11 protein-coding genes and 5 pseudogenes are annotated in these 16322 nt (G+C 53.4%); 2 read left to right on the forward strand and 14 right to left on the reverse strand.

The genetic code is table 11. The features are described 5' to 3' along the window. Positions 1 to 35: 35 nt before the first annotated feature. The 4 genes from CXB77_RS03965 to CXB77_RS03980 form a co-directional block, all read right to left on the reverse strand. Entirely contained in the window at positions 36 to 932 is an 897-nt protein-coding gene (locus CXB77_RS03965; protein WP_105072873.1) for a carbohydrate kinase family protein, read from the reverse strand. 55 nt (positions 933 to 987) lie between these two features. Next, positions 988 to 1824 (reverse strand): HAD-IIB family hydrolase, encoded by an 837-nt coding sequence (locus tag CXB77_RS03970; RefSeq protein ID WP_105072874.1) that lies wholly within the window; start codon positions 1822 to 1824, stop codon positions 988 to 990. Beyond that, complete coding sequence (locus tag CXB77_RS03975) at positions 1821 to 3776, reverse strand: HAD-IIB family hydrolase (RefSeq protein ID WP_242445409.1); 1956 nt, start codon at positions 3774 to 3776, stop codon at positions 1821 to 1823. Before CXB77_RS03975 ends, CXB77_RS03970 begins: the two co-directional genes overlap by 4 nt. 150 nt (positions 3777 to 3926) lie before the next feature. After that, positions 3927 to 4514 carry a hypothetical protein gene (locus CXB77_RS03980; RefSeq protein ID WP_105072876.1) on the reverse strand — a complete coding sequence of 196 codons (588 nt, stop codon included), beginning with the start codon at positions 4512 to 4514 and terminating at the stop codon, positions 3927 to 3929. A 131-nt stretch (positions 4515 to 4645) separates the two neighbouring features. Between CXB77_RS03980 and CXB77_RS03985 the strand changes: the two genes are divergently transcribed. Further along, a complete protein-coding gene (locus tag CXB77_RS03985) occupies positions 4646 to 4843 on the forward strand; it encodes an Alvin_2107 family globule sulfur oxidation protein (protein ID WP_105072964.1) in 198 nt (65 codons plus the stop codon). 50 nt (positions 4844 to 4893) lie between these two features. Here the strand turns inward: CXB77_RS03985 and CXB77_RS03990 are convergent, their stop codons facing one another. The 7 genes and pseudogenes from CXB77_RS03990 to CXB77_RS04020 all read right to left on the reverse strand — a co-directional run bounded on the left by CXB77_RS03990 (position 4894) and on the right by CXB77_RS04020 (position 12321). Further along, complete coding sequence (locus CXB77_RS03990) at positions 4894 to 6468, reverse strand: ArnT family glycosyltransferase (RefSeq protein ID WP_105072877.1); 1575 nt, start codon at positions 6466 to 6468, stop codon at positions 4894 to 4896. Continuing rightward, complete coding sequence (locus tag CXB77_RS03995; RefSeq protein WP_105072878.1) at positions 6465 to 7445, reverse strand: VWA domain-containing protein; 981 nt, start codon at positions 7443 to 7445, stop codon at positions 6465 to 6467. The genes CXB77_RS03990 and CXB77_RS03995 overlap by 4 nt, the downstream gene beginning before the upstream one ends. After that, positions 7442 to 7927 (reverse strand): DUF4381 domain-containing protein, encoded by a 486-nt coding sequence (locus tag CXB77_RS04000; protein ID WP_105072879.1) that lies wholly within the window; start codon positions 7925 to 7927, stop codon positions 7442 to 7444. The genes CXB77_RS03995 and CXB77_RS04000 overlap by 4 nt, the downstream gene beginning before the upstream one ends. Then, positions 7924 to 8874, reverse strand: coding sequence for a DUF58 domain-containing protein (locus CXB77_RS04005; protein WP_105072880.1), 951 nt, complete (start codon positions 8872 to 8874; stop codon positions 7924 to 7926). The genes CXB77_RS04000 and CXB77_RS04005 overlap by 4 nt, the downstream gene beginning before the upstream one ends. 43 nt (positions 8875 to 8917) lie before the next feature. Next, positions 8918 to 9728, reverse strand: a pseudogene (gene dapB / locus CXB77_RS04010) (4-hydroxy-tetrahydrodipicolinate reductase). Between the two features lie 28 nt (positions 9729 to 9756). Continuing rightward, a pseudogene (gene recN / locus CXB77_RS04015) lies at positions 9757 to 11425 on the reverse strand (DNA repair protein RecN). Further along, on the reverse strand, positions 11419 to 12321 hold the full coding sequence (locus CXB77_RS04020) for an NAD(+) kinase (protein ID WP_105072881.1): 903 nt from the start codon (positions 12319 to 12321) through the stop codon (positions 11419 to 11421). Before CXB77_RS04020 ends, recN begins: the two are co-directional and overlap by 7 nt. Before the next feature lie 201 nt (positions 12322 to 12522). Here CXB77_RS04020 and tldD point away from each other — a divergent pair. Further along, positions 12523 to 13958: pseudogene (tldD, locus tag CXB77_RS22850) on the forward strand (metalloprotease TldD). A 72-nt stretch (positions 13959 to 14030) separates the two neighbouring features. On the opposite strand, the pseudogene folK reads toward tldD, so the two are convergent. From folK to rodA, 3 genes and pseudogenes are all read right to left on the reverse strand, one after another. Beyond that, a pseudogene (folK, locus tag CXB77_RS24380) lies at positions 14031 to 14536 on the reverse strand (2-amino-4-hydroxy-6-hydroxymethyldihydropteridine diphosphokinase). A gap of 157 nt (positions 14537 to 14693) precedes the next feature. Then, the gene (locus tag CXB77_RS04040; RefSeq protein WP_347338046.1) at positions 14694 to 15137 is read right to left on the reverse strand and encodes a septal ring lytic transglycosylase RlpA family protein; all 444 of its coding nucleotides are present in this window, start codon (positions 15135 to 15137) and stop codon (positions 14694 to 14696) included. 66 nt (positions 15138 to 15203) lie between these two features. Next, a pseudogene (rodA, locus tag CXB77_RS04045) lies at positions 15204 to 16321 on the reverse strand (rod shape-determining protein RodA). Position 16322: the final 1 nt, after the last annotated feature.

Below are 16322 nucleotides of genomic sequence, written 5' to 3' on the forward strand. Positions count from 1 at the left end.
ACTAATAAATATGAGCACTCATCGCTATCTTTGAATCAATGAGAACTCCATTGATTTAGCATGGTTTGATACCAGGTGCGTTCAGTACTGATTGCGCCGCGTTGTTCCACAATATGGGTCGCAAATTGTTGAGCGCGGTTTAATAGCGTGGTGAAATCCCATTGCTGCATTAAACCAAATAAGGCAACGGCAGAAAACGCATCACCTGCTCCAACAGTATCAACCAGAGTGCAGGCTGGTGGCGGTTCAATTTGAATACAAGCTCCATCTTGATTTAATCCTAAAACACCTTTACTTCCTAGTGTAACGATGAGTCCTGTGAGTTGATGTTGCTGTAAAAAATGCTGCGCAACAGTTTCTAATGGTGGGGTAATGTTATCGAGCGTCAGTGCTGATAATTTCAATAATTCATCACGATTGAGTTTAACCCAATGTGCTTCTTCAAGTAGGGCAATAGTTTTCCCAAGTGACCACCAAGGCGCACGCAAATTAACATCTAAAAAAATGTTCTCTACTCCGCCGTGTTTTATGTGCTGTAAGGTTGTAGCAGACACTAAATTACGCACAGCTAAGGTGCCATGATATAACCATTGCACTGGCGCGTAATTACTGGGGAATTGAATAAAATCATAAGCGCAATTTGGAGTAATGGTGTATTGCGGTTCACCATTATGTAATTCAACGTGCACGGTTCCGGTTGGATGCACAGGATCAAGTTGTAGTGTTGCAGTGCTTAAACCCCAATGTGTCATGTGGGTGCGAATTTGTTCTCCAGCTGCATCAGCGCCCACGGCACTAATCAATTGCGGGTCTACGCCAAGTGCGGATAAATGCCAAGCAACATTAAATGGTGCGCCACCTAATACTTGACATTCGTCACTGAATACATCGAATAAAACTTCACCAAAAATAGCTACTGTTGATGATGTCATAATACTATTCTCTGTCGTTATTCGCCTGAATTGAATGCGGCGCTTTAGTGCATCATTACCATAGATGTGCGGTCATTTCTGGATAAAAATGCGCCACGCCTTCAATAATTCCTGCGCTGTAATTTCCATTCATTCCAGCCCAACCGCCTTGAGCACAATACAATTGTGCATTCCAATGTAATGCTGCGGCTTGTTGCTGTACGCTGGTGCGCAGTGCTGCTGTGGCATTGGCAACCAGTACAGCAGGAATAGGACTGACTAAAACATCGAGGTCATTTCCACTGTCGCCAGCGAATACAGTTTTAGTTGCGTTTACGCCGGGAAGTTGCTGTAAGAATTCAATTGCTGTTCGTTTAGAAGCAGCGATTGGTACAATATCTAGCAGTCCGGTATTGGTGGCATCATCGCAGCTCCAGATGAGACGAACATTGCTGTTCTTTGCGATTAAATAATCCTGAACTGCTTGGCAAAATACCGCATCGTTTACTGAGGCAGCAGGCAACTGATAACTCACTTTATACGGCGCTTGCTGGGCTGTGGGTTGTAATGTAAGTGCAGGAAAAAACTGCACATACTGTTGCAGCAGTGCCGGTTCAGGCCAATTGGGAATGAGTTGGTCTGTCCATGCGCAAAGCAATTGCCAGCCATCATTTGTGACGGAATACAATGTTGTTCCAACATCGGCAATGACGTATTGCGGCAGCGGTAAAGCGTATTCAATCATCGCTGCTTCAATAAGAGCGCGATGACGTCCGCTGACATATGCGAGAATGACGTTTGGTGAAGCGACGAGTTGATGAAACCATCCCCGCGCCGCTGGTGATTCCGGTGCATCTCCATTCGGAATAAGTGTACGATCTAAATCCGTACACAATAACAATGATGTATTCATGGCTGAGGTGCTGGAACACTGCAAGTGTGAAAAAAATCATAATGCGCAATGGCTTCTAAAATGCCTTGCGCAAATCCCTGTTTAGCAAAATAGATACGCTCTAAATCAGAGAGATATGCCAATTCTTCTCGCCCGTTATCCAGCACGACGGCTAAAGTATTACCGCGCAGCATGTCTTCATCTGCGCCCGAGCTGCCAACTACCAATACCTGTCCCAATGGAATGCCGAAACGATGAGTAACGTATCGCACTGCTAATCCTTTGCTGGCGCGAATCGGTACGACATCAAGGAATTGCCCAAAAGCACAAGTGAGATTGACGCTTAATTCACGGGTGCGTAAATATGCTGCGAGATCATCAAGTGGTGGCGCGATATTAGAATCGTAGTGATAGGAAATTTTGAAGCGGCTTTGTTCGCTTTTCGGCTGCAATGTCAATCCCGAAATAGTGGCTAATGCTTGGCGCACTGCTTTGGGTTTCCACAGATGATCAATGTGATCTTCCCAATAATCATCACGGACAAGTCGGCTGGTGTAATGAATTTCTGTACCGGAACTGGTAATGAGTACATCCGGCACTGGAATCGCATAACGCTTAAGTTCAGTTAATACCGAATCGCGGCGACGCCCAGTGACAATACCGAAATTAGCGCAGCGTTTATGCCGACGCATCAATGCCACCAATTGCGCTAAACCTTCATCATCACCCAATAAACTGCGATCTAAATCCGTAAATAATGCTCGATCGCTATACACCAAACTGCGGCGCATTGGCGGAGTGCCGGGAATAGTTTCGTGATGATCTGCCAGTGGCGCGATGCAAGCGCGATAGGTGGCAGCATGAGCAGCCCACGCATAATGCTGGCGCACACCAGCTAAACCCTGCGCTGCATAGCGTTGCCAAAGAGCGCGATCTTCTAAAATGCGCAATAACGCAGTGGCAATTGCGTGATGATCAAGCGGATCAACCAATAACCCATTATGGCAATTGCCAATAATATCGACTGGACCGCCGTTTTCTGTGGCGACCACTGGCAACCCGCTGGCAGCAGCTTCCAATAGCGTTAATCCAAATGGTTCGGTCACAGCCGGATTAATAAATACACCGCCAGAACGCGCTGTTAAACGATAAATCTCTGCGACTTCATTCGCGCTATGATGTTTTGGCAATGCGACTTGTCCATAAAGATCATAGGCATCCAATGTAATAAGAATATCGGTTAATACGGTACGCGCTCCTTCATCGAGATCGCGGATGTCATCCCGATTGCCAGCAACAATTAATACATTTGCCAATTCGCGCAAACGTGAATTACTGCCATAGGCTTCTAATACCGCCAAGATATTCTTACGTTGATCAGCGCGAGATAGCGCCAGAATGAGCGGTTTATCAGGATCATCAAGAAACCGCGCTACTTCAGCGGCAAAAGCAATCGGCGGGTCATGCGGGCTGGGAGGATAAAATTGCTGTAAATCAGTTCCCGGAGGAATGACTTTCATGCGCTCAGGTAAATAATAATCGTATAAACTATATTGTTCTTCAATTTCATTATAAGCGCTGGTAATAATCAATTCGGCACTGGCTAATACCGTTTCTTCAGCATCAATTCGTCGCAGCATATTGTACTGCGTATCAATCTGATCACTCTCTAATCCCATTGCCAATAACCGCTGGCGTTTATCACGTCCCAAAGAGTGTCCGGTATGAACCAAGGGCGCACCAATGAGATTAGAGAGTTTCACGCCAACATAACCGGCATCAGCGTAATGACTGTGAATAATTGTTGGCCAACGCTTTTGTTCATGTAAAAAGGCAGTTAAGCGATCAACAAAACTGTCGAGATGATCCCAAAGTAATTCTTTTTGAATATAACCTTCTGGACCTGCTTCAATACGGATAATTCTAACTTTATCCGTTAACACTTCAATTAGTTCAGAATAATCAGTACTCACTGCCGAATCAATAATACAACGGGTGACCAAATCAACTTGACTGACATCATCACGTTATTTTACTCGTATTGATTAGCAATGCGCTAAATGGCACTTTGGTTATTAAACGAAACATTGCCAAAATGAAAACGTCATCTCTGCGATCCGTTTTTATTCTTGACATAAGGTGTCATAACGCGCCTTAAATACTGTTTGTCGCAGCGTATTGGCTTCTATTTCGGTCGCAGTGAGCGGCGCATCTTGCCAACACTGCGTTATGTGATCGAATACCGAAAAGCGCCAGCCGCGTCCCACGCGAAATACCGGTGTCACCTCACGTCCTGCCTGCGCCATCGCTTCGATTTTGCTTAATCCAGCGCGACGTTCTGGCGCAGCGGGCATCGTCGCAACCGCGTCATCGGTGATTTCATCCGTCGTTGCAAACGTAAACTGATGATTGTGCATGTCGCCCTGCGTATCGAACGCCACTGCGACCAAGCCCGGCAGTCGCGCCAGCAGATAACCCGCCATTAACAAACCCAGTTTTTCATTGCCCGCTTCCAGCGCAGTCAACAGCTTATCCGCCACAATTTGCGCACGTTGGTGCGCAGCGGGCGTGTTCACCCACGTTCGGCTCATCTGCCAGCCGCCCGCCATATCGCGGTCAAGTTGCGTGTAAAAATCTTCCGCTTGATTGAGAAGTGCATCTGGGACGCGAATCTGATGGGTGATGTCGTCGATAATGGCGTTGAGAATCATGTGGCGCTCCGTAAGCAACGTTTTGATATGGATTGACGGCGACCGCAGTCGGCTTGTCGCCTATTAGATTAACGCTGTATTCTTATGCGTCGATCACATACAACAATCGAAAATTGTGCGGAGACCGGAAAATGAACCAGTTTTACTACGACGCCGTGACCAAGATGGAGCAACTCGGTGTCGATGACGAATACATCCAAGGTTGGCAATGTGGCTTTCTCCAGAATCCCAAACGCGAAGAGCAACGTCTAACCGACGCCTATGAAGCGGGCTATGGCGACGGCGAAGAAAAAAACACTGAGAACTTTGGTGAATGGGTTAAGGATTAGATTCGTCGCAAGCGGTCTGAAAAAGGCGGTGATACCGCCTTTTTTTTCGTCTAAGGCACGGAGATTGCGGATGGCTCGTAACGATACAACTGCCAAATGTGCAACGGTTGCGAACAAGGCGCGACCGTCGCTTCCTGCACTGGCAGCGTTGCACAATCAAAAATCTGACGTGCTGTCGTGCATCCAAAACCTGTCAACGCTGGTGGCGTCATCCGTCGTGTCACCAACCAAAATGGCTGCTGCATCGTCGCCGGTTCCACTCGCGGCGCAATTTCTCCACGCAGATATTCTGACGGACGACTCAACTCCGGCCACTGGCTAATCTCTTGTTGTGGTTGATAAAAACGCAGCAGTGCCGTGGTTTGATAGCGATCCGCGTACACCGGCGCATCCAGCGTGCTGACAATCTGCGCCAACTCCGCAAACCCGTGGGTCTCGCGCAAAATCCGATTCAGCGCATCCGGCAGCGGCAACGCACCAGTCGCGGCATGAGCTGCGTACAGCGTCACCAGCAGCACATTCGCCAACGCTGCGCCAATCAGCCAGCGCCGCTGGTTTCGCAACCACGCCGACAACAATGGCGCAGCCGTCAACAAATACACCGCAGGCCAATTCGCTTCTACTGCGCTGAAGCTGGCGATGACTGCAAAAAATCCCAATGGAAACAGCGTTGCTGTAATTAACAGCGGTTGGGCGTGGCGCTTAAATCCCCCCAACCTCCCTTTTGCAAAGGGGGGCTTTTCGAGCGTTCCTTTTGCACCGGAGGGCGGTTCTTTTTCCCCCCTTTGGAAAAAGGGGGGTTGGGGGGATTTATCAAAGAAACTGGAATTTAAGCGCACCACCAGCGCCAGCGCGATCAAGCCCCAAAATGCCAATTGCGTCGCCAAATATCCGGTCACACTGGCGAACCGTTCACCGAGCGCCATCGCCGCTGGCGGCAACGTTGCCACCACGCCGACATCAGTCGATAACCCGTGACCCAATTGAAAGCGCATCGTCAACCAGTCGTGATTGGCGTTCCAAATGATGTTCGGCGCAAACACCACCAGCGCCAGCACCGCGCCCAAATACGGCCAAACCGTACGCAGCGCCCGCCAATCACTGCGGACAATCGCCCACAGCACCACCGGACCGATCAACACCATCGTGTATTTGCCGAGCAGCCCCAGCCCAATCGCTGCGCCCGCCGTCAACCAGCGTCGTCGATCACCCGCCAGCGCCCGCTCGCTTTCGTGCAACGCCAGCGCCCAGCCCAGCATCAATGCCGTATCTGGCGTGGTGATGACGCCGCCGATCAAGCCGATCAATGTCGTTCCTGCCAGCAGCAGCGCCAGCGCCACATCCCGCGCATCGCTCAAACCGCACCGGCGATAAAACCGCGCCAGCACCAGCAGCGTGATCAATCCGGCGCTGATTCCACCGAGCCGCGCCGCAAATGCCGAACCCGATTCCAACCAAGTTGTCACGCCGAGCAGCGCCACGCCCGGCGGATGGTCGAAATAACCCCACGCCAAATGTCGCGCCCAATCAAAGTAATAGGCTTCATCCTGTGTCACCGGCAGCAGCGCCGCGATGCTCAACCGCCACGCCGTCAGTGCCGCAATCACGGCGATTATCCATTTCATCGTTGCTGCCTCAGTGCTGCCAGCGCCAGCCCAACCGTCAATAACAACGCGCCTGCGGCTGGCCAGACGAATAACTCACGTTGCGGGCGAAAAGTGCGTTGATCGCGTTCATTCGGTTCCAGTTGATCGAGCTGGGCGTAAACCGCCTCCAACTGCTCGCGGTTGGTTGCAGTGAAAAATTGTCCGCCAGTCAATTCCGCAATCTGCTTGAGCGTCGCCGGATCAAAATCGCTGCCTTGCCGCAGCAGCCGCATTCCGAATGGAGTACGAATGCCAACTTCGCCGCCGCCGATGCCGATGGTGTGAATGCGGACTCCGGCTTGAGCGGCGAGTTTGGCGGCATCCAATGGCGCGAGCGTTCCGGCAGTGTTTTGTCCGTCAGTCAGCAAAATCAGCACCCGTTGCCCATCGGGTTGCTCGCGCAACCGTTTGATCGCCAACGCAATCGCGTCACCAATTGCGGTTTCGCGCCCCGCCAATCCAATCACTGCTTCATTGAGCATGGTCGCCACTGTTGCGCCGTCAAAGGTCAGTGGCGTCTGCACATACGCTTGACTGCCAAACACAATCAATCCCAGCCGATCCTGATTGCGGCGCTCCACAAACCGCGTCGCCACTGCCTGCACTGCGGCCAGCCGCGATACCGCTCGCCCGTTCACTTCGTAATCCTCCTGCTCCATGCTGCCGGAAATATCGAGCGCCAACATCAAATCGCGCCCAGCAACCGGCAAACCAATCGGCTCGCCCAGCCATTGCGGACGCGCCGCCGCGATGACCAACAGCGTCCACGCTGCTACTGCAATCAGCAGATGTTGCCAATGTGGGCGAACTGCTGGCGCATCTGCTGCCAGCGGCAATTCCGCCATCAACGGCAAGTGCAACGCCGCGCCAATGGACGACGGCGCTGGTGGTAATAGTCGCGCCAGCAACGGCAGCGGTAATGCCAGCAACATCCACGGCCATTCAAACGTGATCATCGTGGCGATTTCCGAGATTGCCGAATCCACGCTGCGGCGAGCTGGCGCAATGGTTCAGGATCGCCGGTTGCGTCGGTTCGATACGCAGCTTCAATCAGTAAATGTCCGGCAGCGCTGCCGGTAAATCCGCCATTGCCACCAGTCGCATCGAGAAATGCCAGCCAAGCGGTTCCGGTCAAGCCGGCGACTTCAAAGGGTGGAAAGCGCGTTAATGCCAAGCGGCGCAGCAGTTGCGACACGCCAATCGCAAATTGCCGCACATCGCCATCTGCCGCGAGAATGGTTTGCAGCGCGGCGAGCTGGCGCAGTGCCGCACGAGTGCTGGCGCGATTCCGCCACCACCGCCAGCCGAGATAAAACAGCAGTAACGTCAGCAGCACGATTCCGCCGAGCAGCCACCAGCCGGGCGCTGGCGGCCACCACGACACTGGATCAGGCAAATGCCAATCGCGCAGATTGAGCGGAACTGCGGGCGTGGTCATCGCGGCATCCAACCGGGCATGACGCTGAGTCGTGCACCGAGCCCCTGCGCCAGCGCCGCGCCCACCGGCTGCGGCGTGGTCAAACGCAATAAATGGGCGTGATGCCGATGCGCCAAACGCTGCACGGTTTCGAGGCGTTGTTGAAACACGCTTTGATAAACAATGCGTTGTTTCTCATTGGTTAAATTCAGTCGCTGCCAGCGTTGCCCGTCGGTCACGGGATATTGGCCGGGCGGCGGTGGTTCTGCTTCCAGCGGGTCGCTCACCATAATCAACAGCAGTTCCTGACCCGTCGCCAGTCGCGCCAGCCAGCCGCTCTGTTCGCGCTGAATGCCGGCAAAATCGCTAATCACTGCGATCAAACTGCCGGGGCGCAAATGACGACACAGGCGCATTGCGGCATGAGGCAGCGATGGACAACCGCTGCGTTCGGACGGCGCTGGCGCAGTGCTCAGGCGCTCCAACAACGGCAATAATCCCGCGCTGCGGGTGCGCGGATGTTGTTGTAAATAATGGGTTTCATCGAACACCAATCCGCCAACGCAGTCGCCACGATCCACTGCTGCCCAGCCGAGCAGTGCTGCTGCCTGCGCTGCGATGACCGATTTGAACGCGACGCGGCTGCCGAAACGCATCGACGCACTTTGATCGACGAGCAGCCAGACCGGACGCTCGCGCTCTTCCTGAAATAATTTGATGTGCGGCGTGCCGGTTCGCGCCGTGACGCGCCAATCCATGCGACGCGGATCGTCGCCGGGCTGATAAACCCTTGATTCTTCAAACGCCATGCCGCGCCCACGAAACCGCGATAAATGCCCGCCGCTGCGCGTGGCGAGTACGCGACCACGCGGCGCGAGATCAAGCAGCCGCGCTTGTTCGCGCAAGGCAATCAATTCTTTTAATGTCGGGCGAATGCCGTGAATGGGAAATGGTGGAATGGGTGACATGGATTGGCGATGGGTTTTAATGGCAATAGGTTTTAATCAGCATTTAATACGAGCGCAATCCCAAGACATCTTGCATATCGAATAACCCGCATTCTTGTTTAGCAATCCAACCGGCAGCACGAACCGCTCCCCGCGCAAAGTTCATTCGGCTGGAGGCTTTATGCGCAATTTCCACCCGCTCGCCATCTGCCGCAAACCAGACGCTGTGCTCGCCGACGACATCGCCAGCACGAATCGTTTCAAAACCAATGGTTTGGCGTCGTTCGCCGGTCTGTCCTTCGCGCCCATACACGGCTACTTTATTGAGATCGCGCCCCAACGCTGCGGCGATCACTTCGCCCATGTGCAGCGCAGTTCCTGACGGCGCGTCAACCTTATGTCGATGATGTGCTTCAATAATTTCAATATCCACTTCGTCGCCGAGCACTCGCGCCGCGATGTCCAGCAATTTGAAACACAGGTTGACACCGACGCTCATATTTGGCGCAAACACGATGCCGATGTTGGCTGCCACTGCTGAAATTGCGGCGCGTTGTGCGTCATTTAAGCCCGTCGTGCCAATAACCATGCGCTTTCCGGCGCGATGGCAACAATCCAAATGGCGAGCGTGGCAACCGGCGCAGTGAAATCAATCAGCACGTCAAAATCGGCGCTCACGTCGCCAAATCTGCGACCACGGTCACGCCCAACCGCCCCACTCCGGCAAGTTCACCGGCATCTGCGCCGAGCAGCGAACTGTCAGCGCGTTCAGTTGCTGCGCCGAGCGTTAAACCTGTGGTTTCGGTGACGGCCTGAACGAGCGTGCGTCCCATTCGTCCGCCAACGCCAGCAACCGCAATGCGAATGTTATTCATCTTGATTTCAATTCCTGTTGTATTGCATTTAACCCTGCCGCCAATTCAGCATTTCACTGGCGTGATCACGAGTGCGAACGGTGATTTCTGTACCGCCGAGCATTCGCGCAATTTCATCAATTCGCGCGTTTCATTTAAGGGTTCAATTCGCGTGTATGTATGACCATCAATTGCTTCTTTACGCACCCGCAATTGCCAATGCGCTTGCGCAGCGACCTGCGGCAAATGCGTCACGCACAGCACCTGCCGCGCTGCGCCCAGCCGTCGCAATAAGCGCCCGACGATTTCCGCCACGCCGCCGCCGATTCCAACATCGACTTCATCGAACACCAGCGTCGGAATGCGTCCGCATTCTGCAGTAGCAACTTGAATTCCAAGGCTAATCCGCGACAATTCACCACCGGATGCGACCTTAATCAGCGATTGCAGCGGCTGTCCGGGATTGGCACTGACCAGAAAATTCAGCCGTCCAAACCGCCGCCGTTCGCCCGTTCCAGCGCCAGCGGTTCAATGTCTACCGCAAATCGTCCGCCGACCATGCCGAGCTGCTGCATCGCGCAGTGACGGTTGCCGTCAGACGTTCGGCAGTGACTGCGCGAGCGGCGCTCAACTGCTGCGCCAGCGTGAGAAACCGTTGCCATGCTGCGTCGCGGGCAGCGTGTAAATCGCCCAACGTCACATCCGCCTGCTCCAGCGCGATCAATTCGGCGCGGCGGTTTTCCAACGCATCGGGCAATTGCACCGGAATACGCGATATTTCCGACCTAAATCATGCACCTGCGCCAGCCGGATTTCGACCGCTGCCAGCGCCGCCGGATCAAGATCAAGTCCGTCGAGATAGTGGCGCAAACTGGCGGCTGCCTCGCCGACGTGAATCGTCGCCGTTTCGAGCAATTCGCGGCTGGCGCTCAATCCGGCGTCAATCACTGCCAATTCCGCAATGTCGGCAGTCGCGCCGCGCAGATGATCCTCCAGCGATGGCTCGGTTTCTGCGAGCAGCTGCAACACGCGAGCTGCGGTTTCCTGCAAACGACCGAGATGACTCAACCGCCGCTGCTCTTGATCGAGCGCCTCGATTTCAACCGCAGTCATGCCAAGCGCGTCCAATTCCTGCACCTGAAACCGCAGCAATTCCAAGCGAGAAGCGCGTTCCACACAGGCAGCTTCTAGTGCTTTAAGCTGTTGATCGATTTTGTGAAATTCTCGAAATGCGCCAGCGACTGCGCCCGCCAGCGGCAAATGGTCGCCGTAAGCGTCGAGCAAATCGCGCTGGGCAATCGGGCGCAGCAGCGATTGATGCGCGTGTTGCCCGTGAATATCGACCAGCAGATTGCCGAGTTCGCGCAACTGAGCGCCGGTTGCAGCGCGTCCGTTGATGTAAGCGCGAGACCGTCCTTCGCGCACAATCACGCGGCGCAACACGCATTCCGGCTCATCATCGGCGAATTCCTGCGCCAGCAACCAGTCCCGCGCTTCAGTGCTGGCGCTGAGGTCGAAAATCGCAATGATTTCAGCGCGTTCACTGCCAGCACGAATCATGCTGACTTCAGCTTTGTCGCCCAGCGCGAGACTGAGCGCGTCGATCAAAATGGATTTCCCGCGCCGGTTTCGCCGGTGAGCGCGGTCATGCCCGCCGCGCATTCGAGTTCCAGCTCGCTGACGATGGCGAGATCGCGGACTTGTAATTGCGTCAACATGCTGGCGCTCGCATGGCGGCATGAGGCCCGCCCCAGTGCAGTTTGGCCCGCATGATTTGATAATGGTTGTGACCGATTGGATGCAGCAGCCGCACACGATGGGAATCGCGCTCAATGCGAATCCACGCATCCACCGGCAGCGGTAGCGCAGTTTGTCCGTCGCAGGTGATTTGCACTTGTTGTTGATTTAATTCACAAATACGCACATCGACGCGGCGGTCGGCAGGAATCACCAGCGGGCGCTGGCTGAGATCGTGGGGACAAATCGGCACGAGCAGAGTCGCATCCAGTGCCGGATCAACCAGCGGACCGCCGCCGGATAACGCATAAGCGGTGGAGCCGGTTGGCGTGGCAACAATCAACCCGTCCGAACGCTGGGCGTTGATAAACACGCCATCAAGATAGGTTTCAAATTCAATCATTCGCGCCGTGTTCCATTTATGAATGGCGACATCGTTGAACGCCGTTGCCGTGTGCCCAGCGCCCTGTTCGGTCATCACCGTCGCTCGCAGCAGGCTGCGCGTTTCTGCTTGATAATCACCGGCAAGTATTTGATCAATCACGGTTTCAATGTGTTCGGGCGAGACATCGACCAGAAAACCCAGCCGACCGAGATTGATGCCGAGCAGCGGAACGCCGTGCGCTGCCGTTTCCCGCGCTGCCTGTAACAGCGTTCCATCACCGCCCACGACGATGATGAGATCGCAGCGTTCGGCAAGTTCGGGAAGTGATGCAGTAGTGGTGGGCGGTACGTCGAGCAGGCGGGCACTTTCGGCATCAAACAGTCGCTCCAGTGCGTATGAACGCAGATGGGTGTCGAGTCGGTTGAGCGTGCTGCGCACCGGCAGCGGGTCGCCTGATTTGGCAATGATGCCGACGGTCGTAAAATGCGGCATATAGTGATTAACAATACTGACCAATGAAATGAAGACCGATCAACGTTAGCACGGGGTTGATCGTTGCGCCAACGTGGAAACTGAGCACGAATCCAGTCGCGTTGACACAACAAATTGACGGCATTTCTCAACGCCCAACATCGCTAAACTGCTCATCATTCTGCCCAGCACTTTTGCTCCTCACACCGAGACTATTTTTAGATGAATGACCCGATCACGATTGCGCGAGACACGATTTTGACTCCAGCCGGTTTGACCGATTCCAGTTTGGAACAGCTATTGGAATGCTTAACCAATTCGGCAGTGGATGCTGCCGACATCTATTTTCAATCCAGTCGTTTGCAATCTTGGCTGCTGGAAGACGGCATTATTAAAGACGGCAATTTCAGTATTGAAAAGGGCGCGGGTTTACGCGCAGTCAGCGGTGAAAAAACCGGCTTTGCGTATTCCGATGAATTGGAATTTTCAATGCTGTTGCAGGCAGCGCAGGCAGCGCGCTCCATCGTCAGTGGCGGTCAATCGGCGCAGGTGCGTATTCGCTCGGCGCAGCCGCAGCGCCAGCTTTACGGATCAAACAATCCGATTGACACGCTCGGCGATATGGAAAAAGTCGCGTTATTGCATCAGGTGAATGCGGAGGCGCGGCGGCTTGATCCGCGAGTGTGTGAAGTGTCCGCGAGTTTGGCGGCAGCGCAGGACACGGTGCTGGTGCTCGGTGACGATGGACAATTGAATGCCGATATTCGTCCGCTGATTCGCCTGAATGTGAGTGTGATTGTGGAGCAGGACGGACGCCGCGAGCAGGGCGCGAGTGGCGGCGGAGCGCGTACCGATTTGGGTTATTTCCTCGCCGAGGAACGGGCGCTTAACTATGCGCGTGAAGCAGTGCGGCTGGCGCTGGTGAATCTGGATGCCGAAGACGCGCCCGCGGCACGATGACGGTGGTGCTCGGTTCTGGCTGGCCGGCGTGTTGCTTGCACGAAGCAGTTGGGCACGGTTTGGAAGGTGATTTCAATCGCAAAGGCAGTTCGGCATTTGCTGGGCGCATCGGCGAACGGGTCGCAGCGGGCGTGACCGTCGTTGATGACGGCACACTGCCGGAGCGACGCGGTTCGCTCACGATGGACGACGAGGGAACGTTGACCCAGCACACGTGTTGATTGAAGACGGAATTTTGTGCGGCTACATGCAGGACAAACTCAACGCTCGGCTCACGGGCACGGTGTCCACCGGCAACGGCGGCGCGAATCCTATGCGCATTTGCCGATGCCGCGCATGACCAACACCTACATGCTCGCGGGCAGCCATGATCCCGCTGAAATCATCGCGTCGGTGGAGCACGGGCTGTATGCCGCCAACTTCGGCGGCGGTCAGGTGGACATCACTTCGGGGAAATTCGTGTTTTCCGCCAGCGAAGCCTATCTCATTGAAAATGGAAAGATTGGTCGTCCGGTGAAGGGCGCGACGCTCATCGGCAACGGCCCAGATGTGCTCACTCGCGTCAGCATGATCGGGAACGATTTGCGGCTGGATGACGGCGTGGGCACTTGCGGCAAAGAAGGCAGAGTGTGCCGGTTGGCGTGGGGCAGCCGACGTTGCGCATTGATGCGTTGACGGTCGGCGGAACCAGCGCCTAGAAAGAAGTTGTCAGTTGTCAGTGACGAGCGTGTTTTCTGCTGATAACTGACAACTAAAAAGCTGCGTCATTTCTATTCAGTGTCGCAGCGCCGAATAATCTGGCGATCAATAACATCCTGTGCCAGCGTAGCGAGCGGAATGCGCAATACCGGATGTTGCACTTCTGGCGCAATTTCCAATAACGGCAGCAACATAAAATCACGCTGCGTTAATCCTAAATGCGGAATTTGTAGCCTCGGCGTATTGAGTACTGCATCGCCAAATAACAGCAAATCAAGATCAATGGTGCGCGGGCCATTTTTCTCTGCTCGCACCGCGCCAACGCCAATTCAATTCGCTGCATCTCTGCGAATAATTCTAGCGCAGAATAATGCGTCGTTACGCCGACCACCAAGTTAATAAAATCCGCTTGTGCCGTCATTCCCCATGGGCGCGTTAGATACCAATGAGAACTCACCCACTCTGTACAATTCGGCAACTGCTGCAACAAGGTTAAAGCGCGAGAAATGTTGTATTCAGCGTTGATATTAGAACCCAGCGCGAGATAAGCGCGATTGGATCGCAATTGATTCGTCACGGCAGCAGCGCCTGCGCAATGGCTTTGGTTTTAGAAAGCGCAGCGAAAAATACATTTTCATCTTCAGGTGGACGTGGATCAATCGCTCGAACTTCAACCAATGCCGTGCCCTTTTTATCCACGCCGAGCTTGACTGCGGCGGTATACGATAAATCAATTAACCGTGATTCGTGAATGGTCCGCGATCATTAATGCGAATCACAATGCTGCGTTTATTGGCAAGATTGGTTACTCGCGCATAAGTTGGCAATGGCAACGTTTTATGCGCCGCACTCATTCCATTCATATCGTAGATTTCGCCGGAACTGGTTTTGCGTCCGTGAAAAGGTTCGCCGTACCACGACGCCAGACCGCGCTCGATATAACCATGACTATTTGATTTGACATGATATTGCTGACCACGCACCACGTAAGAGGGCGCATTGCCGGATTTAGCGAGCGGTTCCACCTTCGGCACTGCGTCTGGAATACGGGCAATGTGCGCCGGAATTCCGTCAATCAGCGGTTCGCTGCTGCAACCAGCCAACAGCGCCAGCGTCAAAATAATGACAGACTGGAAAATAGATTTAGAGATAAGATATTGAAAGTGATGATAAAACACGATGTAGTCTGGCCATTTTTAGGTTGTGAATAACCAGTAAAATGCAATAACCGTGACAATTCAGTTCTAGCGCGTTGATTTTTTGAGATGCGTTTCCACGCCCATAATCATGCCGAAGCCAATTAATAATGTGACCATTGAGGTTCCACCGTAACTAATAAGCGGCAATGGAACGCCGACCACTGGCAATAAACCTGTCACCATGCCGGTATTCACAAACACATAAACAAAAAATACTAGCGTTAATCCGCCAGCCAATAACCTTCCGTAATTGTCTTGACTGCGCACGGCAATTAATAATCCGCGCATAATAATAAATAGATACAGCGCCAACAACGCTAAAATTCCCGCAAAACCAAATTCTTCACCGATCACTGCAAAAATAAAATCGGTATGCCGTTCCGGTAAAAATTCTAAATGTGATTGCGTTCCATTCAACCAGCCTTTGCCAGAAATACCGCCGGAACCAATCGCAATTTGCGATTGAATAATGTGATAGCCGGTACCCAGCGGATCGGATTCTGGATTTAAAAAAGTAAAGATGCGATTGCGTTGATAATCGTGCATTAAAAACCAAATGACTGGCGTTACTGCTGCGACCACCAGCGCCAGCCCGCCGATCATCCACCAACTTAATCCAGCCATGAACATCACTAACACGCCAGCACTGACGACCAATAGTGCCGTACCTAAATCCGGTTGTTTGGCAATTAACAACACCGGAATGAGCGTTAATACGACCGCTAATAAAATCCATGCGGGGCGCGGCGGCAATGGGCGCAGTGATAATAGCCACGCAATCGTCATTGGCACGGCCAGCTTGAGCAATTCCGACGGTTGAAAACGCAGCACGCCCAAATCAAGCCAGCGTTGTGCGCCTTTACCAATGTCGCCAAATAGCAGCACTGCTATGAGCATGACCACGCCAAATAAATACAGTCCCAGCGACCATTGCCGCAATATACGCGGTGGCACCTGCGCAATTGCACCCATTAAACCAAATGCCAGCAGCAGTCGGACGGATTGACGTTCAACAATTTCAAAATCTGATCGCCGGCGCTATACACCACCAATAACCCAAAACCGCACAGCATCAGCAGCGCCAGCAATAATGGCGCATCTAAATGTAACCGCTGAAATAATCCGACATTTGCGGCTTCAGCTTCCGCATTGAGCTGGGCGATA

The organism is Chromatium okenii, from assembly GCF_002958735.1.
Taxonomy (GTDB): Bacteria; Pseudomonadota; Gammaproteobacteria; order Chromatiales; family Chromatiaceae; genus Chromatium; species Chromatium okenii_A.

Excerpts from the sequence above, each read along its gene's own strand:
- CXB77_RS03965 (WP_105072873.1), bottom strand. The coding sequence starts at position 932 with ATGACATCATCAACAGTAGCTATTTTTGGTGAAGTTTTATTCGATGTA.
- CXB77_RS03970 (WP_105072874.1), bottom strand. The coding sequence starts at position 1,824 with ATGAATACATCATTGTTATTGTGTACGGATTTAGATCGTACACTTATT.
- CXB77_RS03980 (WP_105072876.1), bottom strand. The coding sequence starts at position 4,514 with ATGATTCTCAACGCCATTATCGACGACATCACCCATCAGATTCGCGTC.
- CXB77_RS03985 (WP_105072964.1), top strand. The coding sequence starts at position 4,646 with ATGAACCAGTTTTACTACGACGCCGTGACCAAGATGGAGCAACTCGGT.
- CXB77_RS03990 (WP_105072877.1), bottom strand. The coding sequence starts at position 6,468 with ATGAAATGGATAATCGCCGTGATTGCGGCACTGACGGCGTGGCGGTTG.
- CXB77_RS03995 (WP_105072878.1), bottom strand. The coding sequence starts at position 7,445 with ATGATCACGTTTGAATGGCCGTGGATGTTGCTGGCATTACCGCTGCCG.
- CXB77_RS04000 (WP_105072879.1), bottom strand. The coding sequence starts at position 7,927 with ATGACCACGCCCGCAGTTCCGCTCAATCTGCGCGATTGGCATTTGCCT.
- CXB77_RS04005 (WP_105072880.1), bottom strand. The coding sequence starts at position 8,874 with ATGTCACCCATTCCACCATTTCCCATTCACGGCATTCGCCCGACATTA.
- CXB77_RS04020 (WP_105072881.1), bottom strand. The coding sequence starts at position 12,321 with ATGCCGCATTTTACGACCGTCGGCATCATTGCCAAATCAGGCGACCCG.